Origin of the sequence: Frankia sp. CpI1-P (assembly GCF_001421075.1) — a bacterium.
GTDB lineage: Bacteria > Actinomycetota > Actinomycetes > Frankiales > Frankiaceae > Frankia > Frankia torreyi.
On sequence record NZ_LJJX01000041.1, the window covers coordinates 26,234 to 45,053 of the forward strand.

Annotated in this window: 13 protein-coding genes, 8 pseudogenes and 1 riboswitch; all 21 genes and pseudogenes read left to right on the forward strand. The window is 75.2% G+C overall.

Annotation, left to right across the window (positions count from 1 at the left end; genetic code table 11):
- Position 1 precedes the first annotated feature (1 nt).
- Positions 2-731 (forward strand): annotated as a pseudogene (gene carB, locus FF86_RS55450) (carbamoyl phosphate synthase large subunit); the annotation flags it as partial.
- Complete coding sequence (pyrF, locus tag FF86_RS22950) at positions 728-1,546, forward strand: orotidine-5'-phosphate decarboxylase (protein WP_044886901.1); 819 nt, start codon at positions 728-730, stop codon at positions 1,544-1,546. The pseudogene carB and the gene pyrF, both read left to right, overlap by 4 nt.
- Positions 1,547-1,799: 253 nt before the next feature.
- Positions 1,800-1,952 (forward strand): annotated as a pseudogene (locus FF86_RS55455) (integration host factor); the annotation flags it as partial.
- Position 1,953: 1 nt separating this feature from the next.
- Positions 1,954-2,095: pseudogene (locus FF86_RS55460) on the forward strand (integration host factor); the annotation flags it as partial.
- Positions 2,096-2,340: 245 nt separating this feature from the next.
- Positions 2,341-2,886: a guanylate kinase gene (gmk, locus tag FF86_RS22960; protein WP_044886902.1), complete on the forward strand. Its 546-nt coding sequence runs from the start codon at positions 2,341-2,343 to the stop codon at positions 2,884-2,886.
- A 152-nt stretch (positions 2,887-3,038) separates the two neighbouring features.
- Entirely contained in the window at positions 3,039-3,323 is a 285-nt protein-coding gene (rpoZ, locus tag FF86_RS22965; protein WP_009742799.1) for a DNA-directed RNA polymerase subunit omega, read from the forward strand.
- Between the two features lie 7 nt (positions 3,324-3,330).
- The coding region (coaBC, locus tag FF86_RS22970) for a bifunctional phosphopantothenoylcysteine decarboxylase/phosphopantothenate--cysteine ligase CoaBC (protein ID WP_242419329.1) at positions 3,331-4,633 on the forward strand (1,303 nt) is incomplete at its 3' end.
- A gap of 46 nt (positions 4,634-4,679) precedes the next feature.
- Positions 4,680-5,356: S-adenosylmethionine synthetase N-terminal domain-containing protein (locus FF86_RS55465; protein ID WP_304438168.1), on the forward strand; the 677-nt coding region annotated here is incomplete at its 3' end.
- A gap of 1 nt (position 5,357) precedes the next feature.
- Positions 5,358-5,437: pseudogene (locus tag FF86_RS55470) on the forward strand (hypothetical protein); the annotation flags it as partial.
- A 1-nt stretch (position 5,438) separates the two neighbouring features.
- Positions 5,439-5,615, forward strand: a pseudogene (locus tag FF86_RS55475) (methionine adenosyltransferase domain-containing protein); the annotation flags it as partial.
- Between the two features lies 1 nt (position 5,616).
- Positions 5,617-5,876, forward strand: a pseudogene (locus FF86_RS55480) (methionine adenosyltransferase domain-containing protein); the annotation flags it as partial.
- Positions 5,877-6,068: 192 nt separating this feature from the next.
- Positions 6,069-8,627, forward strand: coding sequence for a primosomal protein N' (locus FF86_RS22980; RefSeq protein ID WP_095212306.1), 2,559 nt, complete (start codon positions 6,069-6,071; stop codon positions 8,625-8,627).
- A gap of 240 nt (positions 8,628-8,867) precedes the next feature.
- Positions 8,868-9,935 carry a methionyl-tRNA formyltransferase gene (fmt, locus tag FF86_RS22985; protein ID WP_370657119.1) on the forward strand — a complete coding sequence of 356 codons (1,068 nt, stop codon included), beginning with the start codon at positions 8,868-8,870 and terminating at the stop codon, positions 9,933-9,935.
- Positions 9,932-11,464, forward strand: coding sequence for an RsmB/NOP family class I SAM-dependent RNA methyltransferase (locus tag FF86_RS22990; protein ID WP_044886904.1), 1,533 nt, complete (start codon positions 9,932-9,934; stop codon positions 11,462-11,464). The genes fmt and FF86_RS22990 overlap by 4 nt, the downstream gene beginning before the upstream one ends.
- Positions 11,465-11,643: 179 nt before the next feature.
- Positions 11,644-12,115, forward strand: a 472-nt coding sequence (locus tag FF86_RS22995) for a ribulose-phosphate 3-epimerase (RefSeq protein ID WP_242419330.1), incomplete at its 3' end; no start/stop codon positions are given.
- A 1-nt stretch (position 12,116) separates the two neighbouring features.
- Positions 12,117-12,354, forward strand: a pseudogene (locus FF86_RS55485) (ribulose-phosphate 3-epimerase); the annotation flags it as partial.
- The gene (locus tag FF86_RS23000) at positions 12,351-12,935 is read left to right on the forward strand and encodes a dCMP deaminase (RefSeq protein ID WP_044886906.1); all 585 of its coding nucleotides are present in this window, start codon (positions 12,351-12,353) and stop codon (positions 12,933-12,935) included. The pseudogene FF86_RS55485 and the gene FF86_RS23000, both read left to right, overlap by 4 nt.
- Positions 12,936-13,053: 118 nt before the next feature.
- Positions 13,054-13,183, forward strand: a riboswitch (FMN riboswitch).
- A 127-nt stretch (positions 13,184-13,310) separates the two neighbouring features.
- Positions 13,311-14,066: a riboflavin synthase gene (locus FF86_RS23005; protein WP_044886907.1), complete on the forward strand. Its 756-nt coding sequence runs from the start codon at positions 13,311-13,313 to the stop codon at positions 14,064-14,066.
- A partial coding sequence (gene ribB / locus FF86_RS55490; RefSeq protein WP_242419331.1) for a 3,4-dihydroxy-2-butanone-4-phosphate synthase occupies positions 14,063-14,861 on the forward strand: 799 nt, incomplete at its 3' end. The genes FF86_RS23005 and ribB, both read left to right, overlap by 4 nt.
- Position 14,862: 1 nt before the next feature.
- Positions 14,863-15,538: pseudogene (gene ribA / locus FF86_RS55495) on the forward strand (GTP cyclohydrolase II); the annotation flags it as partial.
- The gene (ribH, locus tag FF86_RS23015) at positions 15,535-16,017 is read left to right on the forward strand and encodes a 6,7-dimethyl-8-ribityllumazine synthase (protein WP_044886909.1); all 483 of its coding nucleotides are present in this window, start codon (positions 15,535-15,537) and stop codon (positions 16,015-16,017) included. The pseudogene ribA and the gene ribH, both read left to right, overlap by 4 nt.
- Positions 16,018-18,820 lie beyond the last annotated feature (2,803 nt).

Consider the following 18,820-nt stretch of genomic DNA (forward strand, 5'->3'; position numbering starts at 1 on the left):
NCAAGCACCGGGCGCCGACCGAGGGCCTGCTCGACTGCGTCGAGATGATCACCTCGGGTCAGATCGATCTGGTCATCAACACCCCGTGGGGGGTCGGCCCGCGGCTCGACGGCTACGAGATCCGCACCGCCTGCGTCAGCGCCGGGGTTCCCTGCATCACCACCATCCAGGGCGCCGCCGCCTGCGTGCAGGGCGTCGAGGCCCTGGTCCGCGGGGAGCTGGGCGTCCGGCCGTTGCAGGAGTACCACGCCGCCCTGCGCGAGGCGTGGGGCGGCGCGGACGGCCCGGCCGCCGGTCCCGCCGCGTCCACAGCCTCTGCCCCCACAGCCTCTGCCCCCACAGCCTCTGCGCCTACGGGCGCCGTGTCTGTGGTCGCCGCGTCCACGGAGTCCAGGGGCGCCGCAGATCCGGGCGTGCCGTTCGACGAGCAGCCGATCGAAGCCTTCGAGGAGCAACCGACCGAGCGCATCGACAGCCCGCCGGGCGAGCGCTTCGAGGAGCAACCGACCCAGCGCGTCGACTGGCAGTCGCCCGGCGACGCGGCCACGGCCACAGACCCGGTCACCGGCGGCGACGTGCGCAACGGTGTGACCGGTTTCGCGGCGGGCGACGCCGAGCAGAACGGTGCGACCGGGCCGGTGACGGGCGACCCCGGACCGGACACCTCGGCCGGGCCGGGCGCGGTGTCCGACGCCGACGCCGGCCTCGACCCCGCACGGACCGGTCGGTGAGTGCCGTGTCCCGCTTCACCCCGCGCTCCGGTCGGGCGCCGCTGGCCGTCGCGCTCGACGCCCCGGACGGCGCGACCGCGCTGCGGTGGGCCGCGGCGGTCGCGCCGCACGCCGCCGTGCTCAAGATCGGGATGGAGCTGTTCTACCGGGAGGGGCCGGCGATCGTGACGGCCCTGCGCACGGCCGGCCTGCTCGCCGAGCCCGCTGGGGGAGCCGAGCCCGCTGGGCTCGTTGAGGCCGGCACGGCGCCCGAAAGGGCGACCGGTGGTCCGCCCGAGCTGTTCCTTGATCTCAAGCTGCACGATATTCCGGCAACGGTCGCCGGTGGAATGCGGTCGGTCGCCACGTTGCAGCCTCGATTCGTCACCGTGCATGCGGCCGGGGGAGCGGCGATGATACGTGCGGCCATCGCCGCGGCCCCCACGGTCGAGGTGGCCGTTGTGACCGTCCTCACCTCGCTCGATGCGGCCGCGCTGACCTCCGTCGGGCTCGCCGGACCGCCGGATGATGCCGTCCGCCGCCTCGCCGTGCTCGCCGTCGAGGCGGGGGCGCGCACCCTTGTGTGCAGCCCACGGGAGGTCCGAATGGTCCGTTCGGAGCTCGGTGACAACGTGACTCTCATCACGCCCGGCGTGCGTCCGGAGGGGTCCGAGGTGGCCGACCAGGCGCGAATCGCGACTCCGCGGGAGGCACTGGAGGCGGGTGCGGACCTGGTCGTAGTGGGCCGTCCCATCACCCGAGCCACCGATCTGGGCATAGCGGCGAAGGTGGTCGCAGATAGTATTTTCGCAGGTCAGACGCCTGCGTCTCGCTGACGGCCGTGGTCAGGGCGGGGTGTGTTCGTCCTGGTGCGGTACGAAGCGGTACGGTGGGGCCGTCGTAGACCGAAAGGGTGCGGCACGAGCGGGCCACCCCTTTCGTCCCGTCAAAGCCTTCTCTTGTGCGGACAATATGTCCGCATCAGAGTGTTGTGGCCAAGGCTGGACCGAGGAGCCACTTCCTCGCTAGTTTGCGCGGCGCGATCACCGAATTGAGGAGGCGTACCCGTGCCCCTGCCGCCCCTAACGNCCGAGCAGAGGGCCGCCGCCCTCGAGAAAGCCGCGCTGGCTCGTAAGCAGCGCGCGGAACTCAAGGAGCGGTTGAAGAAGGCGGAGACCACTCTGGCCGCCGTCTTGGAACAGGCCGAGGCCGATGAGGTCGTCGGCAAGATGAAGGTTTCGGNTGTTCTGGAGTCGCTTCCCGGAGTTGGGCGCGTGCGCGCCCAGAAGATCCGAGAACGGCTCGGGATCAGTCCGACCCGCCGGCTGAGAGGGCTCGGCGCGAAGCAGCGCGCCGCGCTCCTCGAGGAGTTCGGAACGGCCTGATCCGGCGGAGTGGGAAATCCACTCCGGCAACCGGAGTAGGGCCTTGGCGGGACGCGGCGTCGCCGGGTGAGTGGTCTCACTCACGTTCTTCCGGCGAAGCCGCGGTACCTTCCGAGCGGATCGGGGGTCGGAATTCTTTACCGGCCCTCGATCCGAAAGTCNATGGGAAACAAGTCCCATCCTGGGCATCCACGGCCGGATGACCGCTGTGCGGCAGCCGTCCCGGAGGCCCTAGGGTTGGGGCCGTGGGTCTCACAGTGCTGTCCGGGCCGTCCGGCGTCGGGAAGGGAACGGTCGTTGCGGCCGTCCGCGAGCGTCATCCCGAGGTCTGGGTCTCGGTCAGTGCCACCACCCGGGCTCCCCGGCCCGGGGAGACCGACGGTGTCGAGTACCACTTCGTCGACGCCGAGGAGTTCGCCCAGATGGTCAAGGCCGGCGAGTTCGTCGAGCATGCGATGTTCGCCGGGCACGCCTACGGCACTCCGCGGGGTCCCCTGCAGGAACGGCTCGCCGCCGGCGTCCCGTGCCTGTTGGAGATCGAACTGCTCGGGGCCCGCCAGGTGCGTTCGGCGATGCCCGACGCCCGGTTCGTCTTCCTCGCGCCACCCACGTTCGAGGAGCTGGTCCGGCGGCTGACCGGCCGGGGGACCGAGTCACCCGAGGTCATCGCCCGCCGGTTGGACCGGGCTCGCATCGAGCTCGCGGCCGAGACGGAGTTCGACCACGTGGTCGTCAACGACGATGTGCGGGCTGCGGCCGCCCGATTGGTAGCATTGATGATCGGCTCCTAGGTGCGGGTCCGCTCGTACCGCGCCGCGAAGCCGCACTTCACGCGCCTGAGTCCGGGCGCAGGCGGCTTGGCGGCCTGTGCACGCGGCCCTGTGCGCGGGAGCACGGTCCGGACGGCGGCCGCCGCCCCGGACGTTCACCCCGGAAGGACATCGTGGCCGGAACCGTAGCCCACCCCGAAGGCATCACCAACCCGCCGATCGACGAGCTGCTCGAGGCCACCGACTCGAAGTACAGCCTGGTCATCTACGCGGCCAAGCGGGCTCGCCAGATCAACGCCTACTACTCGCAGCTCGGCGAGGGCCTGCTGGAGTACGTCGGGCCGCTGGTCGAGACGACCAACGCCCAGGAGAAGCCGCTGTCGATCGCGCTGCGCGAGATCAACGCCGGCCTGCTCACCCACGAGACCGTCTCCGACAGCCTCCCGCCGGTCGCCTGACCCGGCCGTGACCGACGAGCCCATCGGCGCCGCGGGCGCCTCGGCCCGGCGGCCCCGGGTCGTGCTCGGCGTGGCCGGGGGCATCGCCGCCTACAAGGCGGTCGAGGTGCTGCGCCGGTTCACCGAGTCCGGGCACGAGGTGCGGGTCGTGCCCACGCCGTCCGCGCTGCGGTTCGTCGGGGAGACGACCTGGGCGGCGCTGTCCGGCAACCCGGTCACGACCGATGTCTGGAGCGACGCCGACGAGGTCGCCCATGTCCGCATCGGGCGGGAGGCCGACCTCGTCCTCGTCGTCCCCGCGACCGCGGACCTGATGGCCCGCGCGGCCGCCGGGCGGGCGGACGACCTGCTCACCGGCACCCTGCTCACGGCCACCTGCCCCGTGGTCTTCGCGCCGGCGATGCACACCGAGATGTGGCAGCATCCGGCCACCCGGGCGAACGTGGCCACTCTGCGGGCCCGGGGCGCGGTGGTGCTGGATCCGGCCGTCGGCCGGCTGACCGGGGCGGATTCGGGGCCGGGCCGGCTACCGGAGCCGGCGGAGATCGCCGCGCTCGGCATGGCGGTGCTCGCCCGCGGGGCCGACGGCGTCCGTCCGGACCTCGCCGGCCGGCACGTGCTGGTCACCGCCGGAGGTACCCGGGAGTACCTCGATCCGGTCCGCTTCCTCGGCAACGCCTCCAGCGGGCGCCAGGGCTACGCGGTGGCGCGGGCGGCACTCGCCCGCGGGGCCGCGGTGACGGTGGTCGCGGCCAACGTCGCCCTGCCCGCGGTGGCCGGGGCGCGCACGATCGCGGTCACCTCCGCGGCCGAGTTGCGGGAGCGGGTGCACGAGGTGGCGCCGTCCGTGGATGTCGTCGTGATGGCGGCCGCGGTCGCCGATTTCCGGCCACAGGCGACACAGGCGTACAAGATTAAGAAAGAATCCGCGGCGCCCGACTCCATTGCCCTGGTGCGAAACCCTGACGTGTTGTCCGAGTTGGTGGCGAACCGCCGCCCCGGGCAGGTCCTGGTCGGTTTCGCCGCCGAGACGGGCGGTCCCGACGGGGGAGTTCTCGACCACGCCCGGGCGAAACTCGCCCGCAAGCCCGTCGACCTCCTCGTCGTCAACCAGGTCGGCGCCGGGCTCGGGTTCGAGGTGGCGGACAACGCCGCCGTGGTCCTGGCCGCCGACGGCCGCGAGACGACCATCGAACGCGCAAGCAAGGATCTGGTCGCGCACCGGATCCTCGATCTCGTGGTGGAGTTCCCGATCGGTCACGGGGACGGAACGTCCAGCGAGGCAGTGCGGGTACCCGTGCGGACGCCTCNGTAAGCTTCGTCGGAATCAACCGGATCTCCCAGGGGGTTAGACCAGTGGCGACGCGCCTGTTCACGTCCGAGTCCGTCACCGAGGGACATCCGGACAAGATCGCTGACCAGATCAGCGACTCGATCCTCGATGCCATGATCAAGGACGACCCGAAGAGCCGGGTCGCGGTGGAGACGCTCATCACGACGGGCCAGGTCCACGTCGCGGGTGAGGTCACCACCAAGACCTACGTCGACATCGCCGCGGTCGTCCGGGAGCGCATCCTGGAGATCGGCTACGACTCGTCCAAGAAGGGATTCGACGGCGCCTCCTGCGGGGTCAGCGTTTCCATCGGCGCGCAGTCCGCGGACATCGCCCAGGGCGTCGACACCGCTCACGAGACCCGCGTCGAGGGTTCCAGCGAGGACGAGCTCGACCGTCAGGGCGCCGGCGACCAGGGTCTGATGTTCGGGTTCGCCTGCGACCAGACCCCCGAGCTCATGCCGCTGCCGATCGCACTGGCGCACCGCCTCGCCCGGCGGCTGTCCGCGGTCCGCAAGGACGGCCAGGTCGGCTACCTGCGCCCGGACGGCAAGACCCAGGTCACCATCGAGTACGCCGACGGCAAGCCCGTCCGCCTCGACACGGTCGTCGTGTCCACCCAGCACGCCGCCGACATCGACCTCGACACGCTGCTCGCACCCGACATCGCCGAGTACGTCGTCGAGCCGGAGCTGGCGCTNCTCGAGATCTCCACCGAGGGCCGCCGCCTGCTGGTCAACCCGACCGGCCGCTTCGAGATCGGCGGCCCGATGGGCGACGCNGGCCTGACCGGTCGCAAGATCATCGTCGACACCTACGGCGGCTACGCCCGTCACGGTGGCGGCGCCTTCTCCGGCAAGGACCCGTCCAAGGTCGACCGCTCGGCCGCCTACGCCATGCGCTGGGTCGCCAAGAACGTCGTCGCCGCCGGCCTCGCCAGCGCCTGCGAGGTGCAGGTCNCCTACGCCATCGGCAAGGCGCACCCGGTCGGCCTGTTCGTCGAGACCTTCGGCACCGGCACGGTCCCCGAGGAGCAGATCCAGGACGCCGTGACCCAGGTCTTCGATCTGCGCCCGGCCGCGATCATCCGCGACCTGGACCTGCTGCGCCCGGTCTACGCCCAGACCGCCGCCTACGGGCACTTCGGCCGCCCCGAGCTCGACTTCACCTGGGAGTCCACCTCGCGCGCCGAGGCGCTCCAGCGCGCCGTCAAGGGCTGACGCCCCGACCGCACGCTCCTGGGAAGCCGGGTCGGTCCGCATCGCCGAACCGACCCGGCTTCGCCTTTCCCCGCCGTCCTGCCGTTCGCCGTGGCCGTGGGCCGATCGCGGTGGGTTGATCGCTGCGGGGGGCTGACCCGGGCTGACCGCGGCCGGCCGGTCCTGTCGGAGGTGCCTGGTACTAATGCCCTCATGACCGAACAGCCCGCCACGATCGCCGGTGTCGGCCCGGGGCCGGCCGGGCGGCCGGGCGAGGCTCGCGGCCGCGCCACGCCCGCGAGCGGGGAGGGCGCGGATCGGCCCGCGGCGGCGGGCGGTCCGAGACCGGCCTCCCCGCCGGGCGAATCCGCCGCGTCGGCGCCGCGGCCGGGTCGGGGTTCGGCGGCGCGCGCAGGTTCGGGTACGCGCGGGGGCTCGGGGCGGGCCCGCGGTCCCGGCGCGCCGTCCCCGCTGGCCGCGGAGCTGCCCGTGGCCAGGGTCGCGGTCGACACCCCGCTGACCCACCTCGACCGTCCCTTCGACTACCTCGTCCCGGCCGATCTCGCCGCGGCGGCCGTGCCCGGCTCCCGGGTCCGGGTCCGCTTCGCCGGCCGGCAGGTGGACGGTTTCGTCCTGGAACGGCGGGCCGTCTCGGAGCACCCGGGCCGACTGGCCCCGCTGGAGCGGTCGGTCTCGCCGGAGCCCGTGCTGTCCGATTCGATCGCCCGGCTCGCCCGCGCCGTGGCGGACCGCTACGCCGGCACGCTGGCCGACGTTCTTCGCCTCGCCGTGCCACCACGCCACGGCCGTACCGAGAGCGCCCCTTCCCCGCCGGAGGAAAGTCCCTCCCGACCGGCGACCGCCGCCGGTGTCTCCGAGGAGGCCTCCCCTCCGCCCGAGGCCGCTGCCACGACCTCCGAACCCGTCGCCCCCCGGCCAGAGGTCGCCGCTGCGCCGGAGAGCACCCAGCCGTCGGTCCCGACCCCGGTTCGGATGACCCCCGGGGCTGCGCCGTCGGCGCCGGCGGATGGTGCTGCCCACGACGGGCGGCCGGCGGAGTGGGCGCGCTATCCCGCCGGGCCGTCGATGCTCGCGGCGCTGGCCGCGGGCCGATCGCCGCGCGCGGTGTGGTGGGCGCCGCCCGGCCCCGCGTGGCCGGCGATGATCGCCACCGCGGTCGGCGCCACGGTGCGGTCGGGCCGTGGCGCGGTCGTCGTCGTTCCCGACCATCGCGACGTCGACCGGGTCGAGGCCGCGCTGGTCGAGGTCATCGGACGCGAGACCACCGTCGCCCTGCGGGCCGACCTCGGCCCGTCGCGCCGGTACCGCGCCTTCCTCGCGGCCAGCCGCGGGCAGGCGCGGGTCGTCGTGGGCACCCGTTCCGCGGTCTTCGCCCCCGTCGCCGACCTCGGCCTGCTGGTCGTGTGGGACGACGGGGACGAGCTGCACGCCGAGCCGCTGGCTCCCTACCCGCACACCCGAGACGTCGCCATGCTGCGCGCGCGCCAGGACGGCTGCGCCCTGCTGATCGGCGGTTTCTGCCCAACGACGGAGGCCGAGGCGCTCGTCCGCAGCGGCTGGGCCCATCCGCTGGTGCTGCCCCTGCCCGAGGTCCGGGCGCTCGCCCCCCGGGTCGAGGCGACCGGCTCGGACCACGAGTACGCCCGAGATCCGGCCGCCCGCGCCGCTCGGCTGCCGTCGCTCGCGGTCCGCACGGCCCGCCAGGCCCTGGCCGCCGGTGCCCCGGTGCTGGTCCAGGTGCCCCGGCGCGGCTACCAACCCTCGCTGGCGTGCGCGGACTGCCGGCGTCCCGCCCGCTGCCGGCACTGCCAGGGTCCGCTGGGCCGCTCCTCCGGCGCCGGCGTGCTGTCCTGCCAGTGGTGCGGTCGCCCGGTGCCCGCCGCCCCGGGCGCGCTGGGAGCCGCCCCCGCGCCCGAGCCCCGAGCCCCCGAGCCCCGGGCCGTTGCCGCCGCGGGTGGCGCGGCCGGCGTGGCGGTCTGGCGATGCCCGTCGTGTTCGAGCCCGCGGCTGCGGGCCTCGGTGACGGGGGACCGGCGCACCGCCGAGGAGCTGGGCCGGGCCTTCCCCGACGTCCCGGTGCGGACCTCGGGGCGCGACGGCGTGCTCGCCGCCGTTCCCGCCGAGCCGGCGCTCGTCATCTCCACCCCTGGCGCCGAGCCGGTCGCGGTCGGTGGGTACGGCGCCGTGCTCCTGCTCGACGGCTGGGCCCTGCTCGGCCGCCCCGACCTGCGGGCCGCCGAGACGACCCTGCGGCGCTGGGCGGCGGCGGCGGCGCTGGCCCGCCCGGCGCCACGCGGCGGGCGGGTCATCGTGTCCGCCGACGCCGGGCTCCCGGTCGTGCAGGCCCTGGTCCGCTGGGATCCCGCGACCTTCGCCGCCCGAGAGGCCGACGAGCGCGCCGAACTCGGTTTCCCGCCGGCGACCCGGATGGCCACCGTGGAGGGCAGCGCCGCGGCTGTCGCCGAGCTGCTCGCGGTGACCCGCCTACCCGAGGGGGCCGACCTGCTGGGCCCCGTGCCGCTGCCACCCGCACCCCGCGCACGGGCGGCAGCGACCCCGGGCGGCGGGCCGGCGTCGGTCGGCGGCCCGGGCGCTGGCGAGGGGGGCGAGATCGAACGGTTGCTCATCCGGGTGCCCCGCGAGCGCGGCGCGGCCCTCGCCGCCGCCCTGCACGAGGCTCGCGGCGTCCTCGGCGCCCGCCGGAGCACCGCCGGCCTGCGCGTCCAACTCGACCCGCTCGTCATCGGCTGACCGCGCGCCCACCGCCGGCGGCCGGCCCCCGCCGGGGCCGGCGTCTGTCGCCGGGGCCGGCCGTCCGCCACAGCGGTGCCCGCCCGCGGTACGGTCGGGCAGCGGCAGGCTCGAGGACGCCGCCCGTGTCCCCGTTCCGGGTGCTGGCGGACGGTCCCCGGCCTGGCCAGACAGCTCGGATCTTGCCCCCGTAGACGGCCGCGGCGTCCGCATGGCGTCGCGGCGGATCGGTGCTCGCGTATGCGTCTTGTTTTCGCCGGCACACCGGCGGTCGCCCTGCCCAGCCTGCGGGCGTTGATCGACAGCCCGCGCCACGACGTGGTCGCGGTCGTCACTCGCCCCGACCGGCCCGCCGGCCGAGGCCGGAAGATCAAACCACCTCCCGTGCACCTGCTTGCCGATGAGGCCGGCATCCCGGTGCTCAGCCCGGAGCGGCCGCGCGACCCGGATTTTCTCGCGGCGCTCGCCGGACTGGCGCCGGACTGCTGCCCGGTCGTCGCCTACGGCGCCCTGCTGCCCCGGGAGGCGTTGGCGATCCCCCGCCACGGCTGGGTGAACCTGCACTTCTCGCTGCTACCGGCCTACCGCGGCGCGGCGCCGGTGCAGCGCACGGTGCTCGCCGGCGACGACCTCACCGGCGCCAGCGTGTTCCAGATCGAACCGGCGATGGACTCCGGCCCGGTGTTCGGCGTCGTCACCGAGCGGGTCCGCCCCACCGACACCTCCGGTGACCTGCTCGACCGGCTCGCGGAGTCCGGGGCGCACCTGCTCGCCGCGGTCATGGACGGCATCCACGACGGGACCCTGCAGGCAGTGCCCCAGCCCGCCGAGGGGGTGTCGTTCGCACCGAAGCTGACCGCCCAGGACGCGTTGATCGACTGGACCCTGCCGGCGGTCGCGGTGGACCGGCTGACCCGGGCGGCGGCACCCGCGCCCGGAGCCTGGACGGTGTTCCGGGACCGACGGATCAAGATCGGTCCGGTGCGTGTCGGGGCGCAGAACGTGCCGGCCGAGCTGGCGCCGGGCCGGCTGGCGGCGCTCGCCGACGGCGCCGTCGCCGTGGGCACCGGGACGGCGCCGGTGCTGCTCGGCGAGGTGCGGCCCGAGGGCCGCGGGCCGATGGAGGCCGCCGACTGGGCCCGAGGGGCGCGGCTGACCGCCGAGGACGTCCTGCGTGCGCCGGCAGAGCAGGTGTCGCCGGCAGAGCAGGTGTCGCCGGCAGAGCAGGCGTCGTCGGCAGAGCAGGTGTCGCCGGCGGAGCAGGTGTCGTCGGCGGGGAGGCTGTCCGGCGGCGGGGGAGCCGCATGAGCCCGGCCGGATCACCGGGCACCCGCGGCGCCCGCCCGCCCGCCGCCGTCGACCGGCCCCGACTGCTGGCCTGGGAGGTGCTGCGCGCGGTCGACGAGCGTGGTTCGTACGCCAACCTGCTCCTGCCCTCGCTGCTCGCCGGCAGCGGGCTGCCGGCCCGCGATCGCGGCTTCGTCACCGAGCTCGCCTACGGTGCGCTGCGCGCCCAGGGCACCCTCGACGGGCTGCTCGATACGGCCACGAGCCGACCCGTGCACGACATCGACCCGCCGCTGCGCGACGCGCTACGGCTCGGCGCCTACCAACTGCTGCGCACCCGGGTGCCCGCCCGCGCCGCGGTGGCCAGCACCGTGGATCTCGTCCGGGCGACCAGCGGCGAGCGTCCGGTCCGGTTCGCGAACGCGGTGCTGCGTCGGGTGGCCGCCCGGATCGCGGAGACGGGCGGGGATCTCGCCGCCCTGCTCGGCGCTCCCCGCTTCGAGACGGACCCGATCGGCCACCTCGCGGTGGTGACGACCCATCCGCGCTGGATCGTCGAGGTGGTGGCGGAGGCGCTCGGGGACGACCTCGACGAGACCCGCGCCGCGCTCGTCGCCGACGACGCCCGGCCCGCGGTGCACCTGGTCGCCCGTCCGGGCCGCACCGATCGGGACCGCCTGCTCGCCGAGGCCGCCGGGGAGGGGCTCGTGGCGGCACCCGGCCCCTACTCGCCGTATGCGGTGCGCCTCGACGGCGGCGATCCCGCGCGGCTGCCGGCGGTGGCGTCCGGGGCCGCGGCAGTGCAGGACGAGGGCAGTCAGCTCGTCGCGCTCGCGCTGGCCCGGACGGCTACGGTCGGCCGGGACCGTGGGCTGACCGTCGACCTGTGCGCGGGCCCCGGCGGCAAGGCGGCGCTGCTCGCCGGCCTGCTCACCGATCGCTCGGGCGGCGGGCCCGGGTTCTCGTCGGGTCTCGAGGCGGCATCGGGTCTCGAGGCGGCATCGGGTCTCGAGGCGGCGTCGGGTCTCGAGGCGGCGTCGGGTTCCGGCGCGAGCCTGCTCGCGCTGGAACCGCGGGCGACCCGAGCCGGGCTGGTGGCCCGGTCGCTGGCGGGAGAGCCGCGGGCCTGGGTGGTGCGCGCGGACGGGCGGGCGGCTCCGCTGCCGGCGGGCAGCGTCGACCGGGTGCTCGTCGACGTCCCCTGCACCGGGCTCGGGGCGCTGCGGCGCCGCCCGGAGGCCCGCTGGCGGCGTATCCCTGGCGATCTGGCCGCTCTCGTGCCGTTGCAGAGCGCCCTGCTCGTCGCCGCGCTGGACCTGGTCCGACCCGGCGGGGTGGTTGCCTACGCGACCTGCTCCCCGCATCCGGCGGAGACCGTCGAGGTGGTTCGCCAGGTGAGCGGCCAGCGGGTCGATGTCTCCGTGCTCGACGCGCGGCTCGGCCTGCCGGAGGTCGACGGACTCGGATCCGGTCCGTTCGTCCAGCTCTGGCCGCACCGGCACGGCACGGACGCGATGTTCGTGGCGCTGCTGCGCCGCAACCCGGACTGAGCCCGGGCGGGGGCAGGCGCCGGCCCCGCGACCGCCGGCCGCCTGCCCGGGGGCCGGCGCGCGGCGGAGGTACCGGGCGCGGCGGTCCCGAGCGGGAAGGCTCCCAGCGGAGGAGGTGTCGACCGCGAAGGTGTCGAAACGGGTCGGGGCGTGGGTCGTTCGGTCGATAGTCTCGCGGGGTGGCAACCGCACAGATCTATCCCAGCCTGCTCGCCGCGGACTTCGGCCGACTGGCCGACGCCGCCCTCGCGGTCGAGGGTCGAGCCGACTGGCTGCACGTCGACGTCATGGACTACCACTTCGTCCCGAACCTGGCGTTCTCCCCGGACGTGGTGACGGCGTTGCGGTCGACGACGCAGACTCCGCTCGACTGCCATCTCATGATCGACAACCCGGACCGCTGGGCCGCCGACTACGCCGAGCGCGGCGCGGCGAACGTGACCATTCACGCCGAGGCCGTGTCCGACCTGCCGCGGACGACCGCGGCGATCCGGGCCGCCGGCGCCCGCACCGGCCTCGCCGTGAAGCCGAACACCCCGGTTGAGCGCTACCTCGACGACCTGCACCGCTTCGACCTGCTGCTGCTGATGACGATCGAGCCCGGTTTCGGGGGTCAGAAGTTCATGACCGAGGTGCTGCCGAAGATCGAGGNGGCTCGCCGCCTGATCGACGACCGCGGCCTGGACCTGTGGCTGCAGATCGACGGCGGGGTCAACGAGGACACCGTCGAGCAGGCCGCGGCCGCCGGGGTCGACGTCTTCGTCGCCGGCACGGCGGTCTTCGGCGCCGACGATCCCGGCGAGGCCGTCGAGAAGCTGCGCGCCCAGGCACTGCGGGTCGCCCCCCGGCTGACCCCGCCGGCCTCCCGATCGGTCGGCGACCCGGCGTGACGACGCCCGGCTCGCCGCCTCCCGGTGGTCCGCCCCCAGGGCACGTCGGGGACCGGTACTGGCTGGCCCGCGCGGTCGAGCTCGGGCGTCGCTGCCCGCCGTCGTCCACGGCGTTCTCGGTCGGCGCGCTGATCGTGGCGGCCGACGGAACCCTGCTGGCCGACGGCTACTCCCGGGCGGAGGAACCGCACGACCACGCCGAGGAGGTCGCGCTGCGCCGCCTCGCCGCGCGCACCGACTCGCCGGCCGCCCGCAGCGGTCGGGCCGCCGGTGCCGGTCGGGCCGCCGGTGCCGACCCCGGTGCCGCCGGTGCCGACGCCGGTGCCGGCGTCGATCCGGCGGGGGCGACGGTGTACAGCTCGTTGGAGCCGTGCAGCGCCCGGGCGTCGCGGCCGCGGACCTGCACGGAGCTCATCCTCGCCGCCGGCATCGGCCGGGTGGTGTTCGCCTGGCGCGAGCCGTCGCTGTTCGTCGACTGCGACGGCGCCGAACGGCTGGCCGCGGCCGGCGTCGAGGTGGTCGAGATCCCGGCGCTCGCCGCGGACGTCCGCGCGGTCAACAGCCACCTCCCGCTCGGCTGAGGGCCGCGGGGGCGCATCCGACCTGGTGTTTGACCGGCAGGCATGACCTCGGTCACATCGCCGGGTGCGGCGTGTGGCCGCTTCGTATGTCAGACTTGGGGGCAGTACAACCAGCAGCACGCGCGCTCCGGGGTCGGTGAAACTCCGAGCCGGCGGTGATAGTCCGCGACCCGTCCGCAGGTACTGGGACGGCTGATCCGGTGGAATTCCGGGACCGACGGTCAAAGTCCGGATGGGAGGACGCGCGCGGGCCCAGTGTCCGTGGGTGGCCGTCNCCGTCCGCGGGCGCGCGTCGGCGTGCGCATGCCGACAGGNCCCGCGTGGCAACTCCCCGAAACCGGGGAGCGGTGCCCGGGACCGAAGGGCGCGAGTCGGATGTTCACCGGCATCGTTGAAGAGCTCGGCGTGGTGGCTGCGGTGGATGCGCGGCCGGAGTCGGCGGCGCTCACCATTGCCTGTCAGACCGTATTGGCGGACGCGACCCACGGCGCTTCCATCGCCGTCAACGGCGTGTGTCTCACGGTGACCTCCTTCCAGCGGGCCGGCTCCGATCCGGCTGGCACTGATCTGGCTACCGCTGATCTGGCTACCGCCGATCCGGGCGGCGGCGTGCCGGCCGGGGGCGCCGGTCGTGCGGGGCCTGCCGGCACAATCGCGGCGTCCGCGACGTTTACGGCTGACGTGATGCGCGAAACCCTCGTGCGGTCCTCCCTCGGCGAGCTCGCCGTCGGTGATCCGGTGAACCTCGAACGGCCCGTCCGGCTGGCCGACCGCCTCGGCGGCCATCTGGTCCAGGGGCACGTCGACGGCGTCGGCGTCGTCGTCGACCGGCAGGCCGACGAGCACTGGGAGGTCGTCCGCATCGCCCTTCCCGCCGGCCTCGACCGCTATCTCGTGGAGAAGGGCTCGGTGACGGTCGACGGCGTCAGCCTGACCGTCGTCGAGGTCACCCCGGCCGGGGGTGACTCCCCGGCGACGTTCACGGTCAGCCTGATCCCCACCACCCTCGACCTGACCACGCTCGGCCGCCGCGCACCGGGTGCCCGGGTCAACATCGAGGTCGACGTGCTGGCCAAGTACGTCGAGAAGCTGCATGCCGGCACCATCGACCCGAACGGACTGTCCCGATGACCACATCCGCGGCCGGCGCCCCCTCGACGGCCATCCCCGCCCCGCCCGTCCCCGTCCTGCCCACGGCCGTCACCGGGACGTCCGACGCCGGCCCGGCGACCGGCGACGGCGACGTTGACGTGACGTTCGCCTCCATCGAGGACGCCATCGCAGAGATCGCCGCCGGCCGGCCGCTCGTCGTCGTCGACGACGCCGACCGGGAGAACGAGGGCGATCTGATCTTCGCCGCCGAGGCGGCCACCCCCGAGCTCGTCGCGTTCATGACGCGCTACACCTCCGGGGTGATCTGCGTGCCGATGGACGCCGTCGACACCGACCGGCTCGAGCTCGACCAGATGGTCCCGCACAACACCGAGCGGATGGGCACGGCGTTCACCATCACCGTCGACGCCCGCGAGGGCGTCTCCACCGGCATCTCCGCCGCCGACCGGGCCCGCACGATCCGGCTGCTCGCCGACCCCGACACGGTTCCGGGCGACCTGAGCCGGCCGGGGCACATCTTCCCGCTGCGGGCCAAGGACGGCGGCGTGCTGCGGCGGCCGGGCCACACCGAAGCGGCCGTCGACCTGGCCCGGCTCGCCGGACTGCGCCCGGCCGGCACCATCTGCGAGATCGTCAACGACGACGGGACGATGGCGCGCCTTCCCGAACTCGCCGCGTTCGCCCGCGAACACGGCCTGCTGCTGATCTCCATCGCCGACCTCATCGCCTACCGCCGGCGGACGGAGAAGCAGGTGGTGCGGGTCGCCGAGGCGACGATCCCGACCAGTTACGGCACCTTCCGCGCCGTCGGCTNCCGCAACACCCTCGACGGGGTGGAGCACATCGCGTTGATCCGCGGCGAGCTGGGCGACGGCGAGGACGTCCTCGTCCGGGTGCACAGCGAATGCCTCACCGGCGACGTGTTCGGCTCGCGGCGCTGCGACTGCGGCACCCAGCTCGACGCCGCCCTGCGGATGATCGCGGCCGAGGGTCGCGGGGTGGTCCTCTACGTGCGGGGCCACGAGGGCCGCGGCATCGGCCTGATGCACAAGCTGCGGGCCTACCAGCTCCAGGACGCCGGTCACGACACCGTGGACGCCAACCTCGCGCTCGGCCTGCCCGCCGACGCCCGCGACTACGGCACCGGCGCGCAGATCCTCGTCGACCTCGGGGTGCGTGGCCTGCGGCTGCTGTCGAACAACCCGACGAAGCGGGCCGGCCTGGAGGGCTACGGGCTGCGCATCGTCGAGCTCCTCGGCATGCCGGTCACCCAGACCCCGGAGAACCTGCGTTACCTGACGACCAAGCGGGACCGGATGGGCCACGTCCTGCCCGGGCTGCCCCGCGCCGTCGGAGAGGACGAGCCGGCCGGTGGCCGTTGGGCGTCGAGCCCCGCGCGGGTACCCGCGACCTCCGGTTGCGCCGCCGTCCCGGGTGGCGGCGGCAGCTCTTCGGCCGGCGTGGATCTCACCGACGGAGAGGGTCTGTGAGCGGCTTCGGCGCGCCGCAGGAGGTGCTCCCGCCGGTGGCCGGGCTGCGGCTGGCGATCGTCGCCACCCGCTGGCATGCCGAGATCACCGATGCGCTGCTGGCCGGGGCGCTGCACGCGGCCAAGGACACCGGGCTCGCGACGGCGCCGACCGTCGTGCGGGTCTCCGGTGCGGTCGAGCTGCCCGTCGTCGCCGCGGCGCTGGCCCAGCGGCACGACGCGGTCGTCGCCCTCGGCGTGGTCATCCGCGGCGGCACGCCGCACTTCGACTACGTCTGCCAGTTCGTCACCGCGGGGCTGGCCCGGGTCACCCTTGACGCCCGGGTCCCCGTCGGCTTCGGCGTGCTCACCTGCGACACGGTCGAGCAGGCCCGTGACCGGGCCGGGCTGCCCGACTCCAGCGAGGACAAGGGTCGGGAGGCGACGCTGGCCGCCCTCGACACCGCAGCGGTGCTGCGCGAGCTGGCCCTTGCGAGCTGACCGCAGCGGCTGACCCCGCCGGCTGACCTCCCGCCGGCGTCGCCGAGTGCCATCCGGCCACCGTCCCCGCTGGGGGCGGTGGCCGTCCGCATCCTCATGTCGCACGGACGGTACGAGCCCGATCCGTCCCGGTGACATGGCCTCGGTATGGTGTTGNCATCGCATGGCGATTCGGAGTGGATCGAGTGTGCCGGTGGTGTGTTCGCTGCTCGTGGGTCTGTTTCCGGCTATCTGGATCATCTCGGAGCTCTTGTCGGGGCAGTGGGTGACGCGAGACCGTGATGCCACGCCGTAGCGGTTGCCTCGCGCTCCGGTGTCGTCCAGCGGAGTCGGTCCGGAGATGGGGGCGGGGTGGCACGGATGGCGGGTCATGGTGGGAGCCGGGACGATGACGACACCGCGGCGCCGGTCGATCCGTCCGGGGCCGACCGGGACGGCCTCGACGTCTCGGCCCGGTCCGCCGATCAGGAGGCCCCCGGCGCGGGCGGCGGGGATGCCCGCCCGATCTCCCTGCTCGGCCTGCGCCTGACCGAGCCGCAGTCGCCGCGCAACGCCCTGGTCACCCGGCGCCCCACCCGGACGCGTCCCGGCGTGCCGCGGGGCGAGCCCGGCAGTGGGCTTCCCGGTGGGACGCCCGGGGGGCTGCCCGGAGATCGCGCGCCTGGTCCCCTGCCGTCCCCTCCCGCCTCGACGGCCGCCCGACTCGGGCAGACCCGGCCCCCGCAGACCCGGCCGCCCGTCGATCGGACCTCCCCGCCCGCCCGTTCGCCGGAGGTCCGCCCCTTCGCGGATCGGACCTCACCGCCTCCGCTGCCCCCGTGGTCGCCATACCCTGCGCCGTCCGACGGCGGGGAGGCGGCCGCGTCCACCACGGATGGTCCGCCGCTTCCGCCGCTTCCGCCGCTTCCGGCCACCGGCACCGGCACCGGCACCGGCACCGGCGATCCGATCCCGCCGGCCGGTGGCTGGGCACCCACGATCGGCGGCGGCTGGCCGACCGCGACCGACGGACCCCCGGCGACGTCCCCGGACCGGCCGGGCTGGGGTCTCGGCGCGCCGGCCCCAGGCCCGTCCGGGTGGACGCCCGACCTCGCCGTCCCGGCCCACCCGTCGCCGTCCGGCGAGGCCGCGACACCGGCCGGGGCCACCGGCCGCCCCGCCGCCGCGCCGGCCCCCGGTGGCCTGGTCCTCCCGCCGGGGACGGACGCTGCGCCGCCCGTCGGCGCTGCTGGCGGGGTCGTCCCGTTCCTTCCGGTACCTCCGCCGCCCAGTGCCACGGTGCTGCCGCCGAACGTCTCCCCGCCGCCTCCCACAGCTCCGCCGCCTCCCACGGTTCCCCCGTCTCTCACGATTCCGCCGCCTCCCGCGGTTCCGCCGCCCGGTGAGAGCTGGGGCAGCATGACGGTTCTCGTGCCCGCGGCGGGCTCGCTCCTCCCGCCGGGTGCCGCACCCGCCGCCTCAAGACCGGATCGCCCCGAAGATGCCGACGGCGGCTCCGCCGCCGAACAACCCGGTCATCCGTGGGCGGGAGCGCCCCGCCCCACGCAGATCGACCCGGCCTCGGCCGGGCCCGTGCCCATCGAGCCGTCCCGGGCCGCGCTGCCCCTGCCGTATCCGGACGTCACACCGGCATCGCCGGCCGACCTGCCGGCCCCTGCCTATTTGTATCGGCCGGCCGACCCGCTGTTCGGCCCCTCCGGAGCCGAGTACGGCCCGGCCGCCGTCCCCCCTGCGGCCCCCCTCTACCCGGCTGCGGCCCCCGTCGGGCCGGAGCTTCCGCCGCTGCCCTCGTCCACCAACCCCGCCGCGCCCTGGCAGGTGCCGGAGGAAAGCCCATCGGCGCCGGGCGTGCCCGACCCGCCCCCGCCCGCGACCGCGACCGCGGAGTCCGCGCCCCTGCACCGGGGCGAGATGAGCCGTTTCGACGTCACCCGCCCGGGCGCGGCCCTCATGCCAGCCCAGCCGCCTCAGGTCCAGCCGCCTCAGGTCCAGCCGCCTCAGGCCCAGACGTCCCAGGGCCAGACGTCCCAGGGCCACACCCCGGACCCGACCCGGACCGGTCTGTTCCCCCCGACCGGCGGTGCCACCCCGACTCGCGATGCGACTCGAAGTGATGACATCGCCGGGTTCGGTGACGGCGCCGCGGCCGATCCGGCCGCCGGCGCCTCCTGGCGGGCCGCCGAGGCGTCCGCCGCCGCCGGCCCGTGGGCGGAGCCGATCTCCACAGCGCCCGCGCTTCCCCCACCCCCGCCGAACATGCCGGTCCGGCGGGTTCCCGCGGCGCCGGTCCGACCGGCGGGTGCGGTCATCGCGCCTCGGGCAGCTGGAGCCGTCCCGCAGCCCGCGCCCGCCACGGCGGCGAGCGCGGCGCCGGTGGGCGCCGACGGCCTGGTCTACCAGCGTCCGCGGGCCGGGGGCCGGCGTGTACTGATCGGCGGGTTCGGCGGCGGCGGCGGACGGACGACCGTGGCCGCCGGGCTGGGCCTGGCGATGGCTGCGCACCATGGCCACCGGGTCGTCGCCGTCGACGCCTCCCCGGACCAGTGCGGGCTGCTCGCGCACCGGGTCGGCCTCATGCCCCCGGGGGTCGGCCTGCGGGAACTGGCCGGCGCCCGCCCGCCGGTCTCCTCCCTCGAGGACGTCCGCCGTTTCCTGGCCTCCGACGGGTCGGGGGGGCTGGAGGTGCTGGCCGGGATGCGCGACCTTGCCGGCCCCGGCCTGCTGCCCGAGGAGCTGGCCTGGGCGTTGGACCTGCTCGGCCACTGGTACCCGGCCGTCGTCGCGGACGCGCCGCCGGGCTGGA

Excerpts from the sequence above, each read along its gene's own strand:
- FF86_RS22980 (WP_095212306.1), top strand. The coding sequence starts at position 6,069 with ATGACCGAACAGCCCGCCACGATCGCCGGTGTCGGCCCGGGGCCGGCC.
- FF86_RS22990 (WP_044886904.1), top strand. The coding sequence starts at position 9,932 with ATGAGCCCGGCCGGATCACCGGGCACCCGCGGCGCCCGCCCGCCCGCC.
- FF86_RS23005 (WP_044886907.1), top strand. The coding sequence starts at position 13,311 with ATGTTCACCGGCATCGTTGAAGAGCTCGGCGTGGTGGCTGCGGTGGAT.
- fmt (WP_370657119.1), top strand. The coding sequence starts at position 8,868 with ATGCGTCTTGTTTTCGCCGGCACACCGGCGGTCGCCCTGCCCAGCCTG.